This is a genomic window from Mycobacterium persicum, assembly GCF_002086915.1.
GTDB classification, from domain to species: domain Bacteria; phylum Actinomycetota; class Actinomycetes; order Mycobacteriales; family Mycobacteriaceae; genus Mycobacterium; species Mycobacterium persicum.
On record NZ_MWQA01000001.1, the window covers coordinates 3,121,027 to 3,143,189 of the forward strand.

Annotated in this window: 20 protein-coding genes, 1 tRNA gene and 1 pseudogene; 9 read left to right on the top strand and 13 right to left on the bottom strand. The window is 67.0% G+C overall.

Annotation, left to right across the window (positions count from 1 at the left end; all coding sequences use genetic code 11):
• Window positions 1–127: 127 nt before the first annotated feature.
• A complete protein-coding gene (locus B4U45_RS14260; protein ID WP_075547700.1) occupies window positions 128–676 on the top strand; it encodes a peptidylprolyl isomerase in 549 nt (182 codons plus the stop codon).
• Window positions 677–686: 10 nt separating this feature from the next.
• Here the strand turns inward: B4U45_RS14260 and B4U45_RS14265 are convergent, their stop codons facing one another.
• Together B4U45_RS14265 and crgA are read right to left on the bottom strand one after the other, a co-directional pair.
• Window positions 687–1,112 (bottom strand): PH domain-containing protein, encoded by a 426-nt coding sequence (locus B4U45_RS14265; RefSeq protein ID WP_075547701.1) that lies wholly within the window; start codon window positions 1,110–1,112, stop codon window positions 687–689.
• A 155-nt stretch (window positions 1,113–1,267) separates the two neighbouring features.
• The gene (gene crgA / locus B4U45_RS14270) at window positions 1,268–1,549 is read right to left on the bottom strand and encodes a cell division protein CrgA (protein ID WP_023369055.1); all 282 of its coding nucleotides are present in this window, start codon (window positions 1,547–1,549) and stop codon (window positions 1,268–1,270) included.
• A gap of 127 nt (window positions 1,550–1,676) precedes the next feature.
• Between crgA and B4U45_RS14275 the strand changes: the two genes are divergently transcribed.
• Window positions 1,677–2,420: a DUF881 domain-containing protein gene (locus B4U45_RS14275; protein ID WP_075547702.1), complete on the top strand. Its 744-nt coding sequence runs from the start codon at window positions 1,677–1,679 to the stop codon at window positions 2,418–2,420.
• A gap of 22 nt (window positions 2,421–2,442) precedes the next feature.
• Window positions 2,443–3,141 carry an aminodeoxychorismate/anthranilate synthase component II gene (locus B4U45_RS14280; RefSeq protein ID WP_075547703.1) on the top strand — a complete coding sequence of 233 codons (699 nt, stop codon included), beginning with the start codon at window positions 2,443–2,445 and terminating at the stop codon, window positions 3,139–3,141.
• On the opposite strand, the gene pknB is transcribed toward B4U45_RS14280, so the two are convergent.
• The 7 genes from pknB to B4U45_RS14315 all read right to left on the bottom strand — a co-directional run bounded on the left by pknB (window position 3,119) and on the right by B4U45_RS14315 (window position 13,133).
• The gene (pknB, locus tag B4U45_RS14285) at window positions 3,119–4,999 is read right to left on the bottom strand and encodes a Stk1 family PASTA domain-containing Ser/Thr kinase (RefSeq protein ID WP_075547704.1); all 1,881 of its coding nucleotides are present in this window, start codon (window positions 4,997–4,999) and stop codon (window positions 3,119–3,121) included. The two genes, B4U45_RS14280 and pknB, sit on opposite strands and share 23 nt — an antisense overlap.
• Complete coding sequence (locus B4U45_RS14290; protein ID WP_371686651.1) at window positions 4,996–6,342, bottom strand: serine/threonine-protein kinase; 1,347 nt, start codon at window positions 6,340–6,342, stop codon at window positions 4,996–4,998. Before B4U45_RS14290 ends, pknB begins: the two co-directional genes overlap by 4 nt.
• On the bottom strand, window positions 6,339–7,814 hold the full coding sequence (pbpA, locus tag B4U45_RS14295) for a D,D-transpeptidase PbpA (RefSeq protein ID WP_075547705.1): 1,476 nt from the start codon (window positions 7,812–7,814) through the stop codon (window positions 6,339–6,341). The genes B4U45_RS14290 and pbpA overlap by 4 nt, the downstream gene beginning before the upstream one ends.
• Complete coding sequence (locus B4U45_RS14300) at window positions 7,811–9,220, bottom strand: FtsW/RodA/SpoVE family cell cycle protein (RefSeq protein WP_075547706.1); 1,410 nt, start codon at window positions 9,218–9,220, stop codon at window positions 7,811–7,813. Before B4U45_RS14300 ends, pbpA begins: the two co-directional genes overlap by 4 nt.
• Window positions 9,217–10,752 carry a PP2C family protein-serine/threonine phosphatase gene (locus B4U45_RS14305; RefSeq protein ID WP_219859418.1) on the bottom strand — a complete coding sequence of 512 codons (1,536 nt, stop codon included), beginning with the start codon at window positions 10,750–10,752 and terminating at the stop codon, window positions 9,217–9,219. Before B4U45_RS14305 ends, B4U45_RS14300 begins: the two co-directional genes overlap by 4 nt.
• Window positions 10,753–10,849: 97 nt before the next feature.
• Entirely contained in the window at window positions 10,850–11,317 is a 468-nt protein-coding gene (locus B4U45_RS14310) for an FHA domain-containing protein FhaB/FipA (protein ID WP_023369070.1), read from the bottom strand.
• Window positions 11,318–11,453: 136 nt separating this feature from the next.
• On the bottom strand, window positions 11,454–13,133 hold the full coding sequence (locus tag B4U45_RS14315; protein WP_083154493.1) for a DUF3662 and FHA domain-containing protein: 1,680 nt from the start codon (window positions 13,131–13,133) through the stop codon (window positions 11,454–11,456).
• Window positions 13,134–13,414: 281 nt separating this feature from the next.
• On the opposite strand from B4U45_RS14315, the gene B4U45_RS14320 reads away from it, so the two are divergent.
• From B4U45_RS14320 to B4U45_RS14335, 4 genes are all read left to right on the top strand, one after another.
• Window positions 13,415–13,497: transfer RNA gene (locus B4U45_RS14320), tRNA-Leu, on the top strand.
• Between the two features lie 97 nt (window positions 13,498–13,594).
• Entirely contained in the window at window positions 13,595–13,861 is a 267-nt protein-coding gene (locus tag B4U45_RS14325) for a YdeI/OmpD-associated family protein (protein ID WP_075545918.1), read from the top strand.
• A 283-nt stretch (window positions 13,862–14,144) separates the two neighbouring features.
• Window positions 14,145–15,386 carry an ammonium transporter gene (locus B4U45_RS14330; RefSeq protein ID WP_371686681.1) on the top strand — a complete coding sequence of 414 codons (1,242 nt, stop codon included), beginning with the start codon at window positions 14,145–14,147 and terminating at the stop codon, window positions 15,384–15,386.
• A 238-nt stretch (window positions 15,387–15,624) separates the two neighbouring features.
• Window positions 15,625–17,160 (top strand): PPE family protein, encoded by a 1,536-nt coding sequence (locus B4U45_RS14335; RefSeq protein WP_083154494.1) that lies wholly within the window; start codon window positions 15,625–15,627, stop codon window positions 17,158–17,160.
• Window positions 17,161–17,162: 2 nt separating this feature from the next.
• Here the strand turns inward: B4U45_RS14335 and B4U45_RS14340 are convergent, their stop codons facing one another.
• From B4U45_RS14340 to B4U45_RS14355, 4 genes and pseudogenes are all read right to left on the bottom strand, one after another.
• Entirely contained in the window at window positions 17,163–17,462 is a 300-nt protein-coding gene (locus B4U45_RS14340; protein ID WP_075545921.1) for a GNAT family N-acetyltransferase, read from the bottom strand.
• On the bottom strand, window positions 17,459–18,445 hold the full coding sequence (locus B4U45_RS14345; protein ID WP_075545922.1) for a pirin family protein: 987 nt from the start codon (window positions 18,443–18,445) through the stop codon (window positions 17,459–17,461). Before B4U45_RS14345 ends, B4U45_RS14340 begins: the two co-directional genes overlap by 4 nt.
• A 52-nt stretch (window positions 18,446–18,497) precedes the next feature.
• Window positions 18,498–19,880: pseudogene (locus tag B4U45_RS14350) on the bottom strand (acyl-CoA dehydrogenase family protein).
• Window positions 19,881–19,963: 83 nt separating this feature from the next.
• Window positions 19,964–20,380, bottom strand: coding sequence for a WhiB family transcriptional regulator (locus B4U45_RS14355; RefSeq protein ID WP_075545923.1), 417 nt, complete (start codon window positions 20,378–20,380; stop codon window positions 19,964–19,966).
• 155 nt (window positions 20,381–20,535) lie between these two features.
• Here B4U45_RS14355 and B4U45_RS14360 point away from each other — a divergent pair, with 155 nt between their 5' ends.
• Window positions 20,536–21,342 carry a helix-turn-helix domain-containing protein gene (locus B4U45_RS14360; RefSeq protein ID WP_075545924.1) on the top strand — a complete coding sequence of 269 codons (807 nt, stop codon included), beginning with the start codon at window positions 20,536–20,538 and terminating at the stop codon, window positions 21,340–21,342.
• Window positions 21,339–22,160: a C40 family peptidase gene (locus B4U45_RS14365; RefSeq protein WP_075545925.1), complete on the top strand. Its 822-nt coding sequence runs from the start codon at window positions 21,339–21,341 to the stop codon at window positions 22,158–22,160. Before B4U45_RS14360 ends, B4U45_RS14365 begins: the two co-directional genes overlap by 4 nt.
• The last annotated feature ends 3 nt before the right edge of the window (window positions 22,161–22,163 follow it).

The following is a 22,163-nucleotide window of genomic DNA, read 5'->3' on the forward strand; positions in this document are numbered from 1 at the left end:
GATGCCCTAGCCCAGAGCCACTCCGATACCCCCACACACTGCCACCACAAGGACGTCCGCGGGCCCATTGCCTCAATACCGCGCCGTTCGCGTCGGGTGACACCGGCTGCGGCCGCGCCACCGGGTAATGGCACACTGTGATCCCGTGACTAACAGCCCGTTTCAGACTGCCACCGCCACGCTGCACACCAACCGCGGAGACATCAAGGTCGCCCTCTTCGGAAACCACGCACCCAAGACCGTCGCCAACTTCGTCGGCCTGGCGCAGGGCACCAAAGATTACTCGACCCAAAATGCATCGGGAAGCACTTCCGGGCCGTTCTACGACGGCGCGGTCTTTCACCGGGTGATCAACGGCTTCATGATCCAGGGCGGTGACCCGACCGGCACCGGCCGCGGTGGGCCAGGCTACAAGTTCGCTGACGAGTTCCACCCCGAACTGCAATTCGACAAGCCCTACCTGCTGGCGATGGCCAACGCCGGGCCCGGCACCAACGGCTCACAGTTCTTCATCACCGTCGGCAAGACTCCGCACCTGAACCGGCGTCACACCATCTTCGGTGAGGTGACCGATCCGGAGTCGCAGCGCGTCGTCGACGCCATCGCGACCACACCCACCGACGGTAACGATCGGCCCACTGACCCAGTGGTGATCGAGTCGATCACCATCTCGTGAAACCGCCGCGCTACCCGCGCCCCGGGCCGGCATAGCCGGCCGCGGTAAGGGCGTCGAGCACGTTCAGCGGATCGGTCCCAAGATCCCAACGGGACAAGATGAACAGTCGGTCGTTGACCGTCTCGATCTCGAGAAGTCGAACGTTGCGCGCGTAACGCCGGAACTGAGAGATCCGGATGATCTTGATCTCGGGCCGTCGCAATAGCTGCGTCCGCAACCACCCGCGGATCGCCAGCCCCTCGCCGGTGATTGCCAGCTTCGGCCGTGCCCGCCAGGAAACGCCGGCAAACAAGATCAAACCCAGTGCGGCAACCATGGCCAGCACGCGTCCCGGCGGTTCTGTGACCAAGGTCACAGAACCGATAGCCATCAATACCCCGGCAACGCCGCAGCCAGCGATTCCCGCCGCCGGAGGCGACCATTGTGTTTGCTGCATGCGCTATCCAGACCCTCCGACCACCGCAGACCCGGTTATCCACAGACGCTATCAACAGTGGGGATAAACTACATCCATGTGATTGACGAACCACAACGTTGCTGGATCAGTAACCAACCCGACCTGAAATAAATTCATTTCGGGCGCGGTGCTGCTCAGTGCCACCGCATGGTGAGCAACAAACCGGTGATCATGAAAGCGAACGCGATGGCGTAGTTCCACGGGCCCAGATCCGCCATCCACTGCAGCGCCTTGGGGGCCTGACTGCCGAGTGCGGCCAACTGAAAGACCATCAACCACACGAGGCCGATCAGCATCAACCCAATGAACAACGAGACGAACCACACACTGGACGGTCCGACCTTTACTTTCACGGGCGTGCGGCTCACCGGCTTGACGGTGAAGTCGTTCTTCTTGCGGACCTTTGACTTGGGCATGTAATACCTCGGGATACCTCAACAACACGGTGAGCGGACAAAGTGCAACGATTGCGACTGCAGCTGCAGCCAAAGCTTGGCTACGAGACTAGCCCAACTGGCCTCGCGACCAGGAAACGGAGACGTGATGACCGATGAGCGCCGCTCGCCGTGGCGTTTCGGTGTTCCGCTGGTCTGCCTGCTCGCCGGGTTGTTGCTGGCCGCGACGCATGGGGTTTCCGGCGGCGCGGAGATTCGCCGTAGCGACGCGCCGCGGCTGGTCGACCTGGTCCGCCACGCCCAGTCGTCGGTGAACCGGCTGGATGCCCAGCGCGACGCGCTGACCAAACAGATCGAGACCACGCACACTCCGTCGTCGGATACTGCCTTGGCGGCGATGCTCAGGCGGGCCGCCGAACTGGCCGGTGTGGCCGGCATGGACCCGGTCCACGGCCCTGGCGTGGTAGTGACGCTCAACGATGCGCAGCGCGACGCCCATGGCCGCTTCCCGCGCGACGCCTCCCCCGACGACCTGGTGGTGCACCAGCAGGACATCGATGCCGTCTTCAACGCGGTGTGGAGCGCGGGCGCCGAGGCGATCCAGATGCAAGACCAGCGCATTATCGCGAGTTCGGTGGTGCGTTGCGTCGGCAACACCCTGCTGCTGAACGGACGCACCTACAGCCCGCCTTACACGATCACCGCGATCGGTAATCCCGCTGCGATCCAAGCAGCCTTGGCCGCGGCTCCGCTAGTGACCCTCTACAAGCAATACGTGGTCCGGTTCGGATTGGGCTACCACGAAGAGGTCAAGTCCGACGTACAGGTCGTCGGACATTCCGAACCGGTGCGGATGCACTTTGCGCAGCCGCTGGGGCCCGTGGGTTACTGAGGCCGGACGGTAACCTGTCACGATGCGGATTCTGGTCGTCGACAACTACGACAGCTTCGTGTTCAACCTGGTCCAATACTTGGGCCAGTTGGGCGTCGAGGCGCAAGTGTGGCGCAACGACGACGCCCGCCTCGCCGACGAGAGCGCCATCGCCGAGCAATTCGACGGTGTGCTGCTCAGTCCAGGCCCCGGCACGCCGGAACGCGCGGGGGCGTCGGTGAGCATGGTCGCGGCGTGCGCGGCGGCACGAACCCCGCTGCTGGGCGTGTGCCTGGGACACCAGGCCATCGGCGTGGCGTTCGGGGCCACCGTCGACCGCGCGCCGGAGTTGTTGCATGGCAAGACCAGCAGCGTCTACCACACGAATGTCGGTGTACTGCAAGGACTTCCGGACCCATTCACGGCAACCCGGTATCACTCGCTGACCATCCTTCCGGAATCGCTGCCGGCCGAGCTCGAGGTCACCGCCCATACCCGCAGCGGGGTGATCATGGGAGTGGGTCACCGCGAGTTGCCGATTCACGGTGTGCAGTTCCATCCGGAGTCGATCCTGACCGAGGGCGGACACCGGATGCTGGCCAACTGGCTGACCTATTGCGGCTGGGCGCGCGACGACACGTTGGTGCGCCGGCTGGAAAACGAAGTGCTCACCGCCGTCCGGCCGCACCTGCCGACCGCAGCGGCCGGCACAGCCGGGACTACTGACCGAACTTCAGCGTGATGATGCCGTCCCGGTTGACGCCGGAACCGGCGGGCGGGCTCTGGTAGACCACCCGGTTGTGCTGGGATCCGCCGGCGTCGACGTCGGGCCCCTTGTCCAGCACCCCGGTCCAGCCCAGTGCGCGTAGCCGGGGTTCGGCGTCGGTCCAGAACATTCCGGACAGGTCGGGCATGACGAATTGGTTGCCCTTGGACACTTGTAGTTCGATCACCGAATCGACCGGAACGGTGGTGCCGGCGGGTGGGTTGGTGCCGACCACGTCGCCCGCCGGCTTCGGGCTGTCCACCTGCGCTTGGCTGAACTTGGTGAAGCCGTAGACGTTGAGGTTCTTCTGCGCCAGGTCGACGGTCTGACCGGCGACGTCGGGAATCTGTTTGGCCTCGGGGCCGGAGCCGACGATGATCGTGATCACATTGGTGATCGCCGAGGTTTGGTTGGCCGGCGGGTTGGTACCGATGACCTTGCCCGCCATCTCCGGTGAGGAGGGCGAGGCGGCCTGCTTGAATTTGCTGAAGCCGGCGGCGGTCAGCTTCTTGACCGCTTCGGCGTAGGTCAGCGACGAGACATCGGGCAGCTCACGCTGCTCGGGTCCGGTGGAGACATTGATGGTGATGTCGGCCCCCGCACCCACCGAGGTGTTGGCAGCCGGGTCGGTCCCGATGACGTGGTCCGGCGGGATCGTCGAGTCCGGTTTCTGCAGCGTGCGGGTTTTGAAGCCGCGGTTTTGCAACGCGGCTATGGCGTCGGCGGATGCCTGGCCACGCACGTCGGGCACCTGCACCTTGCGGGTGTTGCCGCCGAAGGTGTTGATGGCGATCGTGACGGCGATCGTCAGCACCGCCAGCACCGCGACCACGGCGACCCAGCGGCCCACCGAAGGGGTGGTGCGGTCCCGATCGGTGTGGTCGAGGACCTGGCGAGGCAGCGGATCGGTGCGCGGACCCGCGGGATGTCCGGGTGTGGCCGCCAGCAACGAGCGTCGCTCGGCGCCGCTGAGCACCTTGGGTGCCTCCGGTGGCTCACCGTTGTGCACCCGCACCAGGTCGGCGCGCATTTCCGCCGCGGTCTGGTAGCGGTTTTCCGGGTTCTTGGCCAGCGCCTTGAGGACGACGGCGTCCAGGTCGGCGGAGATTCCCTCATGGCGTTCCGAGGGCGGGATGGGGTCTTCGCGGACGTGCTGGTAGGCCACCGCCACCGGCGAGTCACCGGTGAACGGCGGTTCGCCGGTCAGGATTTCATACAGCACGCACCCCAACGAATAGACATCGGATCGCGCATCGACCGCATCACCGCGAGCCTGTTCGGGGGACAGATATTGCGCCGTCCCAATCACCGCGGCCGTCTGGGTGACGCTGTTGCCGCTGTCGGCGATCGCCCGGGCAATGCCGAAGTCCATCACCTTCACCGCATTTGTCGAGCTGATCATGATGTTGGCCGGCTTGACGTCGCGATGGATGATGCCGTTTTGGTGGCTGAAGTTCAGCGCCTGGCAGGCGTCGGCGATCACCTCGATGGCCCGCTTCGGCGGCATCGGGCCTTCGGTGTGCACGATGTCACGCAGCGTGACGCCGTCGACGTACTCCATGACGATGTAGGGCAGCGGACCGGCGGACGTTTCGGCTTCGCCGGTGTCGTACACCGCCACGATCGCCGGGTGGTTCAGTGCCGCCGCGTTTTGTGCCTCCCGCCGGAAGCGCAGGTAAAAGCTGGGGTCGCGGGCCAGATCGGCGCGCAGCACCTTCACCGCCACGTCCCGGTGCAGACGCAGATCGCGGGCCAGGTGAACCTCGGACATTCCCCCGAAGCCGAGGATGTCGCCCAGTTCATAGCGATCGGAAAGGTGCCGGGGGGTGGTCATCGCGATGTCTCGTATCGGTCCAGCGACGCGTGGTGAGTCGGTCGCGGCGCGACTGTACGGCCAAGTTGGTCTGCCCGGCTCGCCCCCGGCGGCCGGAAGCGCCCCCATTGCGAACCGTCACGGCCGTCATTGTCGAGGCGGCCGAAACCCGTCGCACCGGGTCGCAACCCCTGGCCGGTCGGCGTCTGGCTGGCCGGGGGGGTTCCGGTGTCGGTCACGGTCGGGGGCGGTGACTGCGGCTGGTTGTCGCCACGCGAATTGATGACGATGAGCACCGCGATGATGATCGCCAGCGCCCCGAGGACGCCGGCAGCCCACAACAACGCCCGCTGGCCCGACGAGAACGTACGCCGCGCGGGTGGCCGGTTTCCTCCGGTCGCCGGCCGGGACCGGCGCGGGGCCGTGGCCCGGCTGGTGGGGTTGCCCGCAATCCGGGCCGGCGCGCTCGACGGAATCGCTGCCGGCGCGGCCCGCCCGGGCGGCGGTGACTGACTGGGCCGTGGCGGCCGCCGGCCGGCCCGTACCGCGGCGACGGCGTCGGCGAACGGTCCCCCACTGCGATAGCGCATCTGCGGGTTTTTCACCAGCGTGATCTCGATGAGTTCTCGCACATTGGGCGGCAGCTCGGCGGGCAGTGGCGGCGGCGGTTCTTTGATGTGCTTCATCGCCACCGTTAGGGCGCCGTCACCGGTGAACGGCCGCTTACCCGAAACCGCTTCGTAGCCAACAACTCCCAACGAATATACGTCACTGGCCGGGGTCGCGTCGTGACCCAGAGCCTGTTCGGGCGCGATGTATTGGGCGGTGCCCATCACCATTCCGGTCTGCGTCACCGGCGCCGCGTCGACGGCCTTGGCGATCCCGAAGTCGGTGATCTTCACCTGGCCGGTGGGCGTGATCAAGATGTTGCCCGGCTTGACGTCGCGGTGCACCAGTCCGGCCGCGTGCGCAACCTGTAGAGCGCGGCCGGTCTGCTCGAGCATGTCGAGCGCATGCCGCAGCGACAGCCGGCCGGTGCGCTTGAGCACCGAGTTCAGCGGCTCGCCGTTGACCAGCTCCATCACCAGGTACGCGGTGCGGCCCTCGCCGTCCATCTGGCTCTCGCCGTAGTCGTGCACGGCCGCGATCCCCGGGTGGTTGAGCATGGCCGTGGTGCGGGCCTCGGCCCGGAACCGTTCGATGAACTCCGGGTCGGAGGAGAACTCGTTCTTGAGCACCTTGACGGCCACCCGCCGGCCCAGCCGGCTGTCGACCGCTTCCCAGACCTGCCCCATGCCGCCGGTGGCGATGAGCCGCTGCAGGCGGTAGCGGCCGGACAGCGTCATACCAACTCGGGGACTCATGGGCCCCCCTGCAGCGCAGCCTCGATCACGGCCCGTCCGATCGGCGCGGCCAGCGCACCACCGGTCGCGGACAGGCGATCGCCCCCGTTCTCCACAAACACCGCGATGGCAACCTTGGGCGCCTGTGCCGGCGCGAAGGCGATGTACCACGCATGCGGCGGAGTATGACGGGGGTCTGTGCCGTGCTCTGCGGTACCCGTCTTGGATGCGATCTGCACGCCGGGGATGGCCCCTTTCTGCTGTGTGACTTTCTCGGCGCCGACCATCAGCTCTGTTAGCTTAGCGGCGACCTGCGGCGACACCGCGCGCCGCTGCTGATATGGCGCAGTGGTACTGATGTTGGCCAGGTCGGGCCCGCGGAGGTTGTCCACCAGGTACGGCCGCATGGTGATCCCGCCGTTGGCGATGGTCGCCGCGACCTCAGCGTTCTGCAGCGGGGTCAGCGCGACGTCCTTCTGCCCGATGCTGGTCATACCCAATGCGGCGGTGTCTTCGATCGGGCCGATGGTCGACTCGGCCACCTGCAACGGTATCGGGTCCGGCGAGGTGTCCAAGCCGAACGCCTGCGCCGTGCTGCGCAGCGCGGCTGCGCCCGTCAGGATGCCCAACTGAACGAAAGCGGTGTTGCACGACTTGGCGAATGCCACGCTCAGCGACACGGTCGGCTCGGCGCCGCACGTCGTGCCGCCGTAGTTCTCCAATGTCGCCGTGCTTCCGGGCAGCGGAATCTCGGCGGCGGCGGTCAGCTGCTCGGTGTCGGTGGCTCCGGCCTGCAGCGCCGCCGCGGTGGTGATCACCTTGAAGGTGGAACCCGGCGGGTACGTTTCGGCGATGGCACGGTTGGTCAACGGCGAGTCGGGGTTGTCGCGAAGCCGCTGCCAGGCTTGCGCCTGGACCTCGGGATCGTGCGACGCGAGCAGGTTGGGGTCATAGGACGGCGACGACACCAGCGCCAAGATCTTGCCGGTCGACGGCTCCAGCGCCACCACCGCGCCTTTGCAGGGGCCGCCGCAGCCCTGCTGCATCGCGTCCCAGCCGGCCTGCTGGACGCGGGGGTTGATGGTGGTGTCGACGTTGCCGCCGCGCGGGTCGCGCCCGGTGAAGAAGTCGGCCAGTCGCCGGCCGAACAACCGCTCGTCCGACCCGTTCAGCAGCGGGTCCTCGGCGCGTTCCAGCCCGGTACTGGAATAACGCAGTGAGTAGAACCCGGTGACCGGCGCGTACACCTCGGGGTTGGGATAGACCCGCAGGAAACGAAAGCGACTGTCGGTGGCCACCGAGTAGGCCAGCAGTTGCCCGCCCGCGGTGATCTGGCCGCGCTGGCGCGAATACTCGTCGAGCAGGACCCGCTGATTGCGCGGATCGGCGCGCAACCCGTCGGCTGTGAAGACCTGCGTCATCGTGGCGTTGAGCAGCAGCAGCACGATCAACGCCATCACGGTCACCGAGATCCGGCGCAGAGAGGCGTTCATACCCGCTCGATCACCTCGGTACCGGCCGCCGCGATCGGCGTCGTATTTCGGGCGCGGGTGCGCAGCGGACGTCGGGCTCCGTGGGAGATGCGCGCCAATATGGCCAGCAGCACGTAGTTGGCCAGCAGCGACGACCCACCGTAGGACATCCACGGTGTAGTCAGCCCGGTCAGCGGAATGAGCTTGGTGACGCCGCCGACCACGATGAACAGCTGGATGGCCAGCGTCGATGCCAGACCCGCGGCCAGTAGTTTGCCGAAGCTGTCGCGGGTGGCGATCGCGGTGCGCAGGCCGCGGATGATGACGATCGTGTAGAGCATCAAGATGGCGGCCAGACCGACCAAGCCGAGTTCCTCGCCGAAGGCGGCGATGATGAAGTCCGTCGATGCCGCGGGCACGGTATCGGGTTGGCCGTTACCCAGCCCGGTGCCGAAGATGCCGCCGGTGGCGAAGCTGAACAGCGATTGCACCATCTGGAAGCCGCTGCCCTCGGGGTCGGCGAACGGATCCCACCAGGTCTGCACCCGGATCCGGACGTGGCTGAAGACGAAGTACGCCACGACACTGCCCGCCGCGAACAAGGCCAGACCGATGACGACCCAGCTGAACTTCTGGGTGGCCAGGTAGACGACCACCAGAAACGACGCATACAGCAGCAGCGACGTGCCGAGGTCCTTCTCGAAGACCATGACCCCCACCGAGATCACCCAAGCCGCAAGCAGCGGCGCAAGGTCCCGCGGGCGGGGAAGGGTCATGCCCATCAGATGTTTGCCGGCACTGGTGAACAGGCGGCGCTTGGCGACCAGCACCGCGGAAAAGAAGATCAGCAGCAAAATCTTGGAGAATTCGGCCGGCTGAATCGAGAAGCCGGGCAACCGAATCCAGATCTTGGCGCCGTTCTGCTCAGACCACCTCGCGGGCAACAGTGCGGGTATGGCGAGCATGACCAGACCGGCGAACCCGCAGGTGTAGCCGTAGCGGGCGAGCTGGCGGTGATCCTTGAGAAAGGTCACCACCAGCGCAAAAGAAGTTACGCCGACAAGGGTCCACAGCATCTGCTGGTTCGCGCTGGGATGACTGTGGTGGCCGACCTCGTCGTCGACGAGGTCGAGGCGGTGGATCATCACCAGCCCAAGCCCGTTGAGCAGCGCCACCACCGGCAGCAGCAGGGGGTCGGTGAACGGGGCGGAGCGTCTGATAGCCAGGTGCGCGAAGCCGAACAGCGTCAGGAAGGCCAGCCCGTAGCTGACCAAATCCCAATGGAGGCTGCGATCTTGGTTGGCTTCCACGATCAGCAGCGCGGCGACGGTGACCACCGCGGCGAAGCACAACAGCAGCAGTTCGGCGTTGCGCCGGGTCGGCAACGGGGGCGTCACCGTCACCGGCGCCTGCAGCGGTGCCGTCATGCCGCCGCCCGGCAGTCAATGCCCGGCTGCGGAGGAGGTGGCGGAAGCGCGGTCACGGTCGGCGATGTGGTTGACGGTGACGCGGGCGCTGTCGGCGAAGTGCTCGCGTGGTTGGGGCCGGCACTTCCGGTAGTGGTGGACGGGGCCCCAGCGGGCGAAGTGGTCGGGGTGGTCGGGGACGTTGACGAGGATGTGATGCTCGGTTCGGGGGTGCCGCTGGCGGTGGTCGGGGTGGGTGGGCCGGGTGGCGAGGTGGCGCGCGGCGGCGGACACGGCGGCAGTAGGGAGTTGGCGGCCAATTCACGCAGTTGGGTGATGGCGCCGTCCAGGGAGCCGGTGGGGAGTCCGGCCTGCACTTGCGCGCGTTCGGACGGACGTAGATCTTCCAACTTCATCAGATGGCAGTCGAGGTGGTCCAGGGATTGGCCGTAGCTGATCTGGGATAGGTCGTTGCGTGCGTTCAAACAGCCCAGCAGATACGGCTCGTGCAGGGGCATGCCCAGCAGGGACCCTTGGATCCCGCGCATGATCGACACAGTGCCGTGGTATTCGGCGACGTAGAAGTTGTTGCGGATGATCGCGCGACCGATGAACAACGCCGCGACAACTAGGACCGCCGCCAGCACCGCGACAAGCATGATCCGCCGACGCGACCAGCGATGCCGGTGGAAAGTCTCGGCCGACGGCGGAACCCGCTTGACGGCTTGTTTGCGGGGGGTTATCGCAGAGGCGCGTCCCGCGGCCGTGTTCGGCAGGGTCAGTTGATCGTCGTCACCGGATACCGCTCCGGCCAGAATCGGCTGGGTCTGGCCGTACTCGTAGTCGACGACATCGGCCACCACGACGGTCACGTTGTCCGGGCCGCCACCGCGCAGCGCGAGTTCGATAAGGCGGTAGGCGCTTTCGGCAACGTCCGGGATCTTCAGGGCCTCGTGGATGGTCTCGTCGCTCACCGGGTCGGATAGCCCGTCCGAGCACAGTAGGTAGCGGTCACCGGCCCGGACTTCGCGCATGGTTAGCGTGGGTTCGACCTCGTGGCCGGTCAGCGCCTTCATGATCAACGAGCGTTGGGGGTGGCTGTGCGCCTCCTCGGGGGTGATCCGATTCTCATCGACCAGGGTTTGGACGAACGTGTCGTCCTTGGTGATCTGGGTCAGCTCGCCGTCGCGCAGCAGATAACCGCGGGAGTCGCCGATGTGCACCAGACCGAGCCGGTTGCCGTCGAAGAGGATCGCGGTGAGGGTGGTCCCCATGCCCTCGAGGTCGGGCTCCATCTCGACCTGGGCGGCGATCGCCGAGTTGCCGGCGCGAACCGCGGCCTCGAGCTTGCCGAGCAGGTCACCACCGGGCTCGTCGTCGTCGAGGTGGGCCAGTGCGGCGATGACCAGTTGGGACGCCACTTCGCCGGCGGCGTGGCCGCCCATGCCGTCGGCCAGCGCCAGCAGCCGCGCTCCGGCGTAGACGGAGTCTTCGTTGTTGGCGCGTACCAGGCCGCGATCGCTGCGGGCCGCATATCGCAGGACCAGGGTCACGAGCGCAGCTCTCCCCCGCAAGCGGTTGGCGCCCCCACCTCATCGCTGCGTCCCCCGGAAGCGGGTGGTACCCCCACTGCTTCGGCGCCGGCGCGGGTCACGGGCGCAACTCGATTGCCGTCTTGCCGATCCGAACCGGCACCCCAATCGGAACTCGTACCGCAGTCGTCACCTTCGCCCTGTCAAGGTAAGTGCCGTTGGTCGATCCTAAGTCCTCGACGTACCATTCCGATCCCCGCTGAGAGAGCCGGGCGTGCCGTGTCGAGGCGTAGTCGTCGGTCAACACCAGGGTGGAATCGTCGGCGCGTCCGATCAACACCGGCTGTCCGCTCAACGTGATGCGCGCGCCCGCCAGCGCGCCCTCGGTCACGACGAGGTAGCGGGCGGTCTGCCTGCGCTGGCGCGACGGTAGTAGCGTGCCGCGCAACGCCAGCCCGCGGCGCACCATGACGGCGCCGGTGGGTGCGTAGATATCGGTGCGCAGCACCCGCAGCACCGACCAGATGAACAGCCAGAGCAGCATCAAGAAGCCGGCACGCGTCAGTTGCAGTACTAACCCCTGCATCTGGCGTCCTTTCCGTCCTGGCGTCCGTCTCGGCGCTGCCAGCCCCGCGCCGGTGATGCCGAGAAGTGCAGCAAAGTCACGATACTGGTCGGGCGGTCGGTGCGAGGGAAGCGAGGCAGCATTGTGCCCAGAGGGTTCAGTGAATGCGGACGATGATCTCGGAATGGCCCAAGCGGATCACGTCGCCGTCGGCCAATTGCCACTCCTGTACCGGTGCGTTGTTGACGGTCGTGCCGTTGGTGGAGTTCAGGTCCGTCAGGAGCGCGACCTGCCCGTCCCAACGGATCTCCAAGTGCCGGCGTGAGACGCCGGTGTCCGGCAACCGGAACTGAGCGTCCTGCCCGCGCCCGATGATGTTGGAGCCATCGCGCAGCTGATAGGTGCGGCCGCTGCCGTCGTCGAGCTGAAGGGTCACCGTATTTCCGGGTGATCCATAGCCGCCTTGCCCGTAACCGCCGTAGCCGCCCGCCGGCTGGCCGTAGTCGGGAGCCGCCGCCTGGCCATAGTCGTAGTCGCGAGCCGGCTCGGCGTACCCGCCGGACGGGGCGGGGTAGCCGCCGGGGGCTGGCGTTTCGGCGTACTGGGTGTAGTCGCCCGATCCGTATTCCTGGCGGCCGTATCCGCCGCCCTGCTGATAGCCCTGGTCGTAGCCGCCCTGCTCGTAGCCGGCGCCCTGATCTGGATATGCCGGCCGCTGTGGTTCCTGCGGGGCCTGAGGCGGAGCGCCGGGACCACCAGGAGCGCCGTAACCACCGTCCTCCTGACGCGCGGGTTCACGGCCATAGTCGCCGTAACCGCCGTAGCCGGGCTGGCCGCCGGGTGGTTGGCTGTAGCCGCCGCCGGGTGGTTGGCCATAGCCGCTCGGTGGTTGGCCGTAGCCGGGCTGGCCGCCGGGTGGTTGGCCGTAGCCGCCGCCGGGTGGTTGGCCATAACCGCCGCCCTGGCGGTAACTCTGGTCGTAGCCGGGGCCGGAGTAGCCGGGCGGACGCTGCTCGTACGACGAGGGGTAACCCTGGTCCTGGTAGCCGCGCTGTTCTGGGTAGCCGCCCTGGTCCTGATAGCCCTGTTCTGGGTAGCCGCCCTGGTCTTGGTAGCCGCGCTGTTCTGGGTAGCCGCCCTGGTCTTGGTAGCCGCGCTGTTCTGGGTAGCCGCCCTGGTCCGGCTGACGTGGTGGCGGCGGGTATCCGGGCTGGGGTGGGTAGCCGCCACCCTCCGGCGGATATCCACCGCGCGGGTCCGGCCCGCCGGGCGAGCCACTGCGTGGCTCCTCTTGCGGACGCGCGTACCGGTCGTCGTAGTACTCGTCGGGCCCCTGCCCCGGACCGCCGCGGTAGCTCGGATTGTCAGTCATCGGTGGTACTCCTGGTTCTGCGCCAAACGCGTGGTTCGATTGTGGCCGGGCGTAAGCGGTGACCGTCGGGCGGGGCTCGATGTCGGGGTTAACAGTCCCGCGGGCGCGGAACTGGCCGGTATGCAGGTTCGGCGATTGCTCGAACCGGACCACCACATCACCATACGTTTGCCACCCCTGTTCTTGGATATAGTCCGCCAAGTACCGAGCAAATGCCGTCGACGTGAGATCGGGGTCTGCGCCCAATTTCTCCGCGTCGTGCACACTGAGGGTAATGATGTACTCGTTGGGCGCCAAAAGGCGATTTCCCTCGAGTGCGCGCACACCATCCGCGGCTTCCCGCCGCAACAGGGCTTCCACCTCTTGCGGGACGATCGATCCCCCGAACATCCGGGCAAATGCATCCCCGACGGTTGACTCGAGTTTGCGCTCGATGCGCTGAACCAGGCCCTTCTGGCTACCCATTTTTCAGCGCTCGCCTCACTAGATTCCGGTCATCGTCGGCGCGAGGCAAACGACTTGCCCGCATCTCGTGGTCACGAAACATGCTATCGGGACACCGTGACGCAGTGGCACCGTGAGAATCCTGAGAAAACATCGCGCAGGTGACAGGCCGGTAGCAGGGACGGCCAAGGACCGAGCGAGTCCCGCTTCGTCCGGGCTCGCTCCCCCGCCGCGGGTTGTCGACCTGCCGGCGGCGGTTGGGGCGTGTGCCTACTACAGTGGTATGGTCCTCCGGTTGTTTCGGGCGAGTGGCGGAATGGCAGACGCGCTGGCTTCAGGTGCCAGTGTCCTTCGGGACGTGGGGGTTCAAGTCCCCCTTCGCCCACTGTTGCGAGTGAACCGCGCCGGGTAGTGCACCCCGCCGCGGTTCATCCACCGCCTCCCTGAACCGCAAATCTTCCCCGAGAAGTTAAGGTGGCCCGGTGAGTCGTGCCCAAGTGCCCGGCGGGGTCGTGCATGGGCTGCCCACCGACCTGCGTAACGCGTTGATCGCCAACGCCACGGCCCTGGCTGCGTGGAACGACATCACGCCGTTGGCGCGCAACGAGTTCATCTGCTGGGTCGAGGATGCCAAACAAGCGACGACCCGACAGCGGCGCATCCGCCGGACCCAGGAGGAGCTGGAAGAAGGCAAGCGCCGCCCCTGCTGCTGGGCCGGGTGCCGGCATCGCGAGCGTACTGGCAGCTAGCGGCTCGACACCGCCTTGTCGCGCACCGCCGCTGGCGATACGTCAGGACACCCGGCCGTCGGTTACGGACGGCGGTCATAGCCGTTGCATCGGCTCGAAATGACGCAATGGCGACATGGATCACATGGATGGTCGCCTTCGTCAACAGCGTCTACCGTCTATCCGTCAACGGCGACAATGCGCGCCGGCAGTTTTATCGACGACTATCGAAGGAGCCGCACAGTTGGACATCGATCCCGCCGCCACCGCGTGGCTGTTGGCCAGCACCGCGCTGGTGCTGCTGATGACGCCCGGGCTGGCGATTTTCTACGGGGGCATGGTCCGCACCACCGGCGTGCTCAACATGATCATGATGAGCTTCATCTCCATACCACTGGTGACGGTGGCGTGGTTGCTGGTCGGTTACAGCCTGGCGTTCTCCGATGGCGGCGCGGGCGGATTTCTGGGCGGGCTGGCGCACGCCGGGATGCTCGGCATAAGCCCGCAGACTTTGCACGGGTCGGTGCCCGAACTGCTGTACGCCACCTTCCAGCTGACCTTCGCGATCATCACCGCCGCCCTGGTCAGCGGCGCCATCGCCGACCGGGCCAAGTTCGCGGCCTGGATGGTGTTCGTGCCCATCTGGGCGGTGGCGGTGTATTGCGTTATCGCGCATTGGGTGTGGGCACCGAGCGGGTGGCTGTTCAAGATGGGGGTGCTCGACTATGCGGGCGGGCTGGTCGTCGAGATCGTCTCAGGTTCCTCGGCGCTCGCATTGGCGCTGGTATTGGGTCCGCGCATCGGCTTCAAGGTAGAAGCCATGCGCCCGCACAACCTGCCGTTCGTCCTCCTCGGTGTGGGACTGCTGTGGTTCGGCTGGTTCGGGTTCAACGCCGGTTCGGCGCTGGCCGCCAACGGGCTGGCCGCCGCGATCTTCCTCAACACCCTGGTCGCCGGCTGTCTGGGCATGCTGGGATGGCTTGCGGTGGAACAGTTTCGGGACGGCAAGCCGACCACCTTCGGCGCCGCCTCCGGGGTCGTCGCCGGCTTGGTGGCGATCACGCCCTCGTGCGGCACGGTGAACACCCTGGGCGCCGCCATCGTCGGGCTGGTGGCGGGCGTCGTGTGCTCCTTCGCGATCGCGGTGAAGTTCAAACTCAACTACGACGACTCTCTTGACGTGGTGGGGGTGCACTTCGTCGGCGGAGTGGTCGGTGTGTTGTTGATCGGGCTGCTCGCCACCGCGGTGATGACCCAAGGCCCGAAGGGAATCTTCTACGGGGGCGGGATGGGTCAACTCGGCAAGCAGGCGCTGGCGATGGTGGTGGTAGCTCTCTACGCGTTCACGGTCAGCTATGTGCTCGCCCTGCTGATCGAGCGTTCCATGGGATTCCGGGTCAGCCGAGAAGACGAGGTGAGCGGTGTGGACCTGACCCAACACGCCGAGACCGCCTATCCGGAGGGCGTCTACGGGCACCAGGCTCCCCGGCGCCCGTCGTTGGGCGGCGGGCCTCGCCCGCGACCGAACGAGGACGAAGACATCTGAGCCGCGCATGCGTTATCGGGGTGGGCGTGCTTGTCGCTGACGGCGACTGGCACACAAGTCGGTCGGCATCGGTTTAGCCGACGCATTGGCGGGTTAATTGGCGTGAGGTAGCGAAGCACTCGCCCGCGGCCGTGCGCATGGTCGAGCACCCGGACGGCCGAAGGGCCAACGCGCCGGGGGGATAGCCGATGACGACGTTCGCTGTGGCCAGCGCCGGGGTGCTGAGGCAGGACAGGTCATGACGGCGCCGGTCTGGCCGGTCTGGATGGCATCGCCGCCCGAGGTGCACTCCGCGCTGTTGTCCACTGGGCCCGGTCCGGGGCCGTTTCTGGCCGCCGCGGGCGCCTACCAGCTGCTGAGCGACGAATACGGTTCGGCGATCGCCGAACTCGCGGCCGTACTGACCGCGGTCCAGGGCGGTTCGTGGCAGGGCCCGAGCGCCGAACAGTACGTCGCCGCGCATGCCCCCTACCTGGCGTGGCTCGAGCAGGCCCGCGGCAAGAGCATTGCCGCCGGGCTACAGCACCACGTCGCCGCCCAGGCCTACACCGCGGCGCTGGCGAGCATGCCGACCCTGGGCGAGCTGGCCGCCAACCATGTTGTGCATGGTGTGCTGGTCGCGACCAATTTCTTCGGGATCAACACGATCCCGATCGCGCTCAACGAGGCGGACTACCTCCGCATGTGGGTCCAGGCCGCCACCACGATGAGTATCTATCAAACAGTGTCGAACGTTGCCGCGGACTCCGTCCCGGCCACCTCGCCCGCGCCGCCGCTACTCAAGGCGGATACCAGCGACGCCGCCGACCCCGCCCGGCTGGCGGCCCTGGCGCGGGCCACCGACGCCGGCAACCAACTGAACCTCGCGGACCTGGTTTCGCAACTGCTGCAGGCATACATCGACTATGTCGAGCAGCTCTATGCGCCGATCACCAATTTCCTGCAGGACCCGGTGGGCAACGGCATGCAGTTGATCACCGATTTCTTGACCAATCCGTCGCAGGCGTTGGTTACCTGGGGGCCGTTCCTGTTTGCCGTTGCCTACCAGGCCTTCTCCTGGGTGGGGGCGTCACTCACCTATCCCCAACTGATACTCGATCCGCTGCTGGGGACGATTCTGCGGGTAGTGATCGGTGTGGGCGAGCAGCTCGCGGTTCAACTTCCGGCGGCTGCCGCAGCGGGTGACATCGCCGGTGGGGCCGGCGGGACCGTGGCGTCGGCCGGGCACCCGGTGGCCTGGCCGGCGGTAGGTGTGGCGTCGAGTGTCACCGCTCCGGTCGCCGCGCCTGCTGCCTCGACAACGGCGGGTGCCGCCACTGCGCCCGCCGCAGCGGCGGCCCCGGCGGCGACTTATGCCGTGGGCGGCTTCGACCCTGACGAAGGCTTCCCTCCCGCGTTGACCCATAACAGCGGCGCCAAGGCGCCGTCGGTCGGTGTGTCCGCCCCGGCCGCGGCGGTCTCGGCGCGCGAACAACGGCGTGCTCGTCGCCGACGCAAGACGACGGCGCCGCAGCGTCAGTACGCCGATGAGTTCATGGATATGGACGGCGACGCCGGGAACGACCTCCCTGAAGGCGCTGACGAGGTTGGCGACCTGCGGGCCGCCGCATCCAGCCGCGGGGCCGGCGCGATCGGCTTCGGCGGCACCGCGGCCAAGGGCAACGCCGATGCGGCCGGATTGGTCACGCTGCCCGCCCACAGCTTTGATGACGGTCCGGCCGGCCCGATACTGCCGGCCACGTGGGACTCCGACGGCCCGGACGCGCGGACTTAGACTTAGACCGGGTCGGTGATGTCGGCGTATTCGGGATGTTTGTTGAGCACCGTGACGACCATGGAGCAGACCGGGACGATGCGCTTGCCGTCCGCTCGCGCCTCCTCCAGCGCTTTCTCGACGAGAATGGTCGCCAGCCCGCGACCGCCGAACTTCGGGTCGACTTCGGTGTGGTCGAAGACCCGCTGACCGCCACGGTCGAGGTAGCTGGCGAAGCCAACGGTTCTACCCTCGACCGCGATCGTGTACCTGCCCTGCTCGGCGGTGACCGTGGTCTCCGCACCGGTTTTGTCGGTGGTCATCCGGCATCCTTTCGGTTCGACGCTTGCCTGGGAAGCAGCCGGGTAGCGGGCAGTGGCGGGGCAGGCAGCCGAGCCAGCGTGCCCAGGTATCCCGTGACGGCGCCGAAGCGTTCGTCGCGGGCTCGCCACAGCTGCCGATAGGTGACGATCTCGTCGTGGTTGCGCCCGACGAAGTTCCACCACATCACCAATTCCTCGGTGAAGGGCGGGCCGCCCAGCAGCAGCACCCGTCCGGGGCGGACCCCGGCGTTGGCCAGGTGCAGGGCAGTGCGGCCCGGACCTTGGTAGCCCAGGTCGCCGACCGCGAGCCCAGTCCGGTCGATCTCGATCTCGCCGGCATCGCAGAGCACCCCGTGCTCGAATGCCGGCTCGACGTCGATGTCCAGCGCAGTGTTGGGTTCCAGATCGATCTGAGCGCCCAGCAGCGGCGTGAACGTATGTGCGGGCGAACGGCTTCCGGCAAGCTCGCCCAGAAATACCCGCGCCTGGGCACCCGGCAGCGCAATCGGTTCGGGCGCGTAGTGCACGAAGTCTCGCCCCGTGTGGCGCGCCACGTCAGGCAGGGCCACCCACAGCTGGGCGCCGTGCAGGGCCGCATCCGGGCCGGATTGCAGCGACACTTCGGAATGACAAATCCCCGCGCCTGCGGTCATCAGGTTCAGCTCGCCGGGCCGGACTATCGCGTGCACACCTGCGCTGTCGCGGTGTTCCACCTCGCCGCTGAACAACCAGCTCACCGTCTGCAGCCCGGTGTGCGGATGAGGTGCGACGTCCATCCGCGCGGCGGGTCCGGTCCCGGGGCCGTAGTGGTCGAGAAAACACCAGGCACCGATCAGCGTTCGCTGCCGCTGCGGCAGGGTGCGCTGTACCGGGATCGCTCGTGGTCCGCCCAAGGGAACCTCGCGCGGGTGCAGCACCTCGATACCCGCGGTCCGGGAAGCGCTACAGGCAACTTCAGTCGGTGCGGCTTCGAGGTTGCTCATCGTCGCCCTTCGTCATGCGCTGTGCGGCCCGCTGCCGCGACCCTACGCCGACTCACCGGCCGGCCGGCCGCAGCACCTTCATGGCCGCCCGCGTCACCGGTTCGGGGAGCCGGTCCCGCATCGACAGCGCGGCGCCGGCGGCGCGCGACCTCAGCGGCGTGCCCCGACCGAAGATCCGGTTCAGCGGTCCCCCGGACGGCTCGAGTACGACATGCAGCGGTGGGGTGTCGACGGCAGCGCCGAGCGCGTTCGAGATGACCATCCGCTGGATTTCGCTGGTGCCTTCGAAGATGGTGTACAGCTTGGCATCTCGATATCACTTTTCCACCGGGTGATCGGTGATGTAGCCCCAGCCGCCCATGGTTTGGATCGCGCGTTCGGTGGCCTTGACGGCGACCTCGCTGGCGGCCAGCTTCGACATCGAGCCCTCGCCCCGCTCGAAGGGTACTCCGTTGGCCGCCATCCAGGAGGCCCGCCACGTCAGCAGCCGGGCAGCGTCGACTTGAGTTGCCAAGTCCGCCAATGGAAATGCGATGCCCTGATTGTCGATGATCGGCCCGCCGAACGCCTCGCGCTCGGTGGCATACGACGTCGCGTACTCCAATGCGGCGCGGGCAATCCCGATCGCCTGGGCGGCCACCATAGGGCGGGTCTGCTCGAAAGTGCCCAACGTCGCTGAGCTGGAACGCTTTGCGCCGGCAACGATTTCGCGGGCTCTGGCAAGCTTGTGTTCAAGCTTTTCCTGCCCGCCAAGCAGGTTCGCGCCCGGGATCCGGACACCGTTCAAGCGCAACTCGGCGGTGTGCGAAGCGCGGCAACCCAGCTTGTCGAGCTTTCGCACCAGTTCCAGTCCCGGCGTCCCTCCGGGCACGACGAACAGCGCCTGACCCCGGTGGCCGAGCTCCTCGTCGACCACGGCGTTGACCACGTGCACGTTGGCGATCCCCCCGTTACCAATCCACATCTTGTGTCCGTCGATGATCCAGTCGTCACCGTCGCGACGGGCCCGGGTGCGCAGATTGCGGACGTCGCTGCCACCTTCGGGTTCTGAGATCGCCAGCGCCGCGAGTTTGAGATCACCTGGGGTGCCGAAACATTCCGGCGCCCACTGCAGCATCTGCTCGGGGGAGGCGGCCTGGCCGATCGCCGACAGCGCCAACGCGGGCATGACGATCGCCAGGCCGATTCCGGCGCACCCCCAGAACAGCTCCTCCATGAACATCGGTAGCGACAGGCCAGTCGGATCGCCGATCAGATCGCGGTAGAACAGCGGGCTGTAGAACCCGCGCCGGGCTGCCTCCTCGAGCACCGGCCAGGGAAACTCCTGGCGCTGGTCGTAATCCAGCGCCACCGGCCGAATCACCTCTTCGGAGAACTCGTGCGTGCGCCGGGCCAGATCGTGTTGTGCTGCCGTCGGTGTCAGGTCGAACGTCATGGATCGCCTTCGGGGTCGAACTCACGGTTACCCGGATCTACCCCGAAAGCCAACTCAGCAAACTGATTGGCCTCGCCGTCCCGCTACGCCGCCGAGCGCGGGCCTACTTGTGCCGCCGGTAGGTGCAACACCACCGCGGTCACCGGCCGGGCGTCGCGTTCGGTGCGCGCCAGCAGGGCAGCGTTCTCCGGCAGTTGTCTGGCATTGATCTCACCGGCGGCGATCCGCCGCAGTACCTCGTGAGCCTGAGCCAATTGCGTCCGCTTGCGGTACTGGCCTCCGGGAAGTTTGACACCGGCCCACACGCCGTACTCCTCGCGATACTTGACGGCCCGTTCGGCGCACAGGCGCTGCTGCGCCAGTGGGCAGCGGCGCAGGCACTGAATTCGAGCCTCGGTGGCCGACCGCTCATAGGCGCGGGCCTTCGCCGCGCCGTCGCCGCTGTCGTCGTCGGGGTAGCCGAACCACAGTTCCGGGTTGCCTGTGCACGGGGTAGCCATGTCTGTTGTCTCCTTCTGCTGCGAAACTCCTCCGAAACGTAGGCAAAAGCGTATACACAGGATGGCCCCGACCGCAAGCGAAACGCGACAAAAACGTATATCAAAGCGAATACGCGCCGGCACTGTGTAATATCCGGTTATGGCCGGAGCCCGCGGTGAGCCGTGAATCGGCTGGCGCGGCCATCCGCGCATTGCGCGAGTCGCGCGACTGGTCGCTAGCCGACCTGGCTGCTGCAACGGGCGTCAGCATCATGGGGCTCAGCTATTTGGAGCGCGGCGCTCGCAAGCCGCATAAAGGTACAGTTCAGAAGGTCGAAAACGGACTGGGACTGCCTCCCGGCACCTATTCTCGGCTGTTGGTCGCCGCAGATGCCGATGCCGAACTGGCTCGGCTTATGGCAGCCCAGCCCGCTGCGGCAACGTCGCCGCCACGCCCCGGCACCGTGGTGGTCGACCGTCACGGCGACACCGATGTGCTCGAGGGTTACGCCGAAGCCCAGCTCGATACCCTCAGATCCGTCATCGATAGGCTGCCGGCGACGACATCAAATGAATATGAGACGTATATTCTGTCTGTGGTGTCACAGTGCGTGAAAGCGGAGATGCTGGCGGCAAGCTCCTGGCGGGTGGCGGTCAACGCCGGCTCGGAGTCCAGCGACCGACTGATGCACCATCTGCAGGCGCTCGAGGCCATGCGCAGCACGCTGTTGGAGCGGATGTCGACCAGTTTGAGCGCGCGATTCGATCGAGCATGCGCGCAGTCGCCGCTACCCGAAGCCGTCATAGCGGCGCTGATCGGAGTGAGCACCGACGAAATGTGGGATATCCGCAATCGAGGAGCCATCCCCCCGGGCGCGCTGCCCCGCGTACGGGCCTTCGTGGACGCAATGGCCGCTGCCGAGGACATGGAGACGGCCGGCCCGGGACAGACACACCACCACGGGGGAGAACAAGTCCAGTGAGCCACACCGAAATCGAGGTGTTGAGCCGCGCCCACCGGCTTTTCGGCGGCAGCGGTCTAGGTGGTCTCCCACCGACGCTGAACGTTGAGACCGCACACCACGAGCAACTGCTGCAGCGCGCCGCCGGGCTCAATATCGATGGTTCCCGGGGTCGGTATGAACACCGGGCCACCGACGGCAGGGACGCCCTGTTGTCTGCGGCCCGAACCGATACGGCCGTTGCGGCGGTCATCGCCGGTGCGCACCGGGACCGCGAGCGGGCTCGCCAGCTCACCGGCAGCATCGTCGAGCAGGCCCGCATCGACGCGGCCGCGACACCGGTGACCCCAATCGCCCAGCGCGAGGCCCTCCGTCGGCGCGTAGCACGGTTGCGCGCGCAACGAGCGCATGTCGTGTCGGCCCGCCTGCGGGCACGACGGCATCAGGCCGCGTTGCGCGCGCTTCGGTACCGGATGTCGCGATACGGCAGCCGGGCAGTGGGCGGCCGAGCCGCGATCGCCGTGCGGGCCGCGCTGTCACGACTGGGCTGCCCGTATGTGTGGGGCGCGACGGGACCCGGCCAATTCGACTGTTCCGGGTTGGTCCAATGGGCCTACGCGCAGGCAGGTGTTCACCTGGACCGCACGACCTATCAACAGATACATGACGGGATAGCGGTGCCGCGTTCCCAGGTGCGGCCTGGTGATCTCGTCTTTCCGCATCCGGGACATGTCCAGCTGGCGATTGGCAACAACCTGGTCGTCGAGGCGCCGTACGCCGGTGCCTCGGTGCGGGTCAGCCGGTTGGGCAGCAACGTGCAGATCCGCAGACCGCTGTGACTG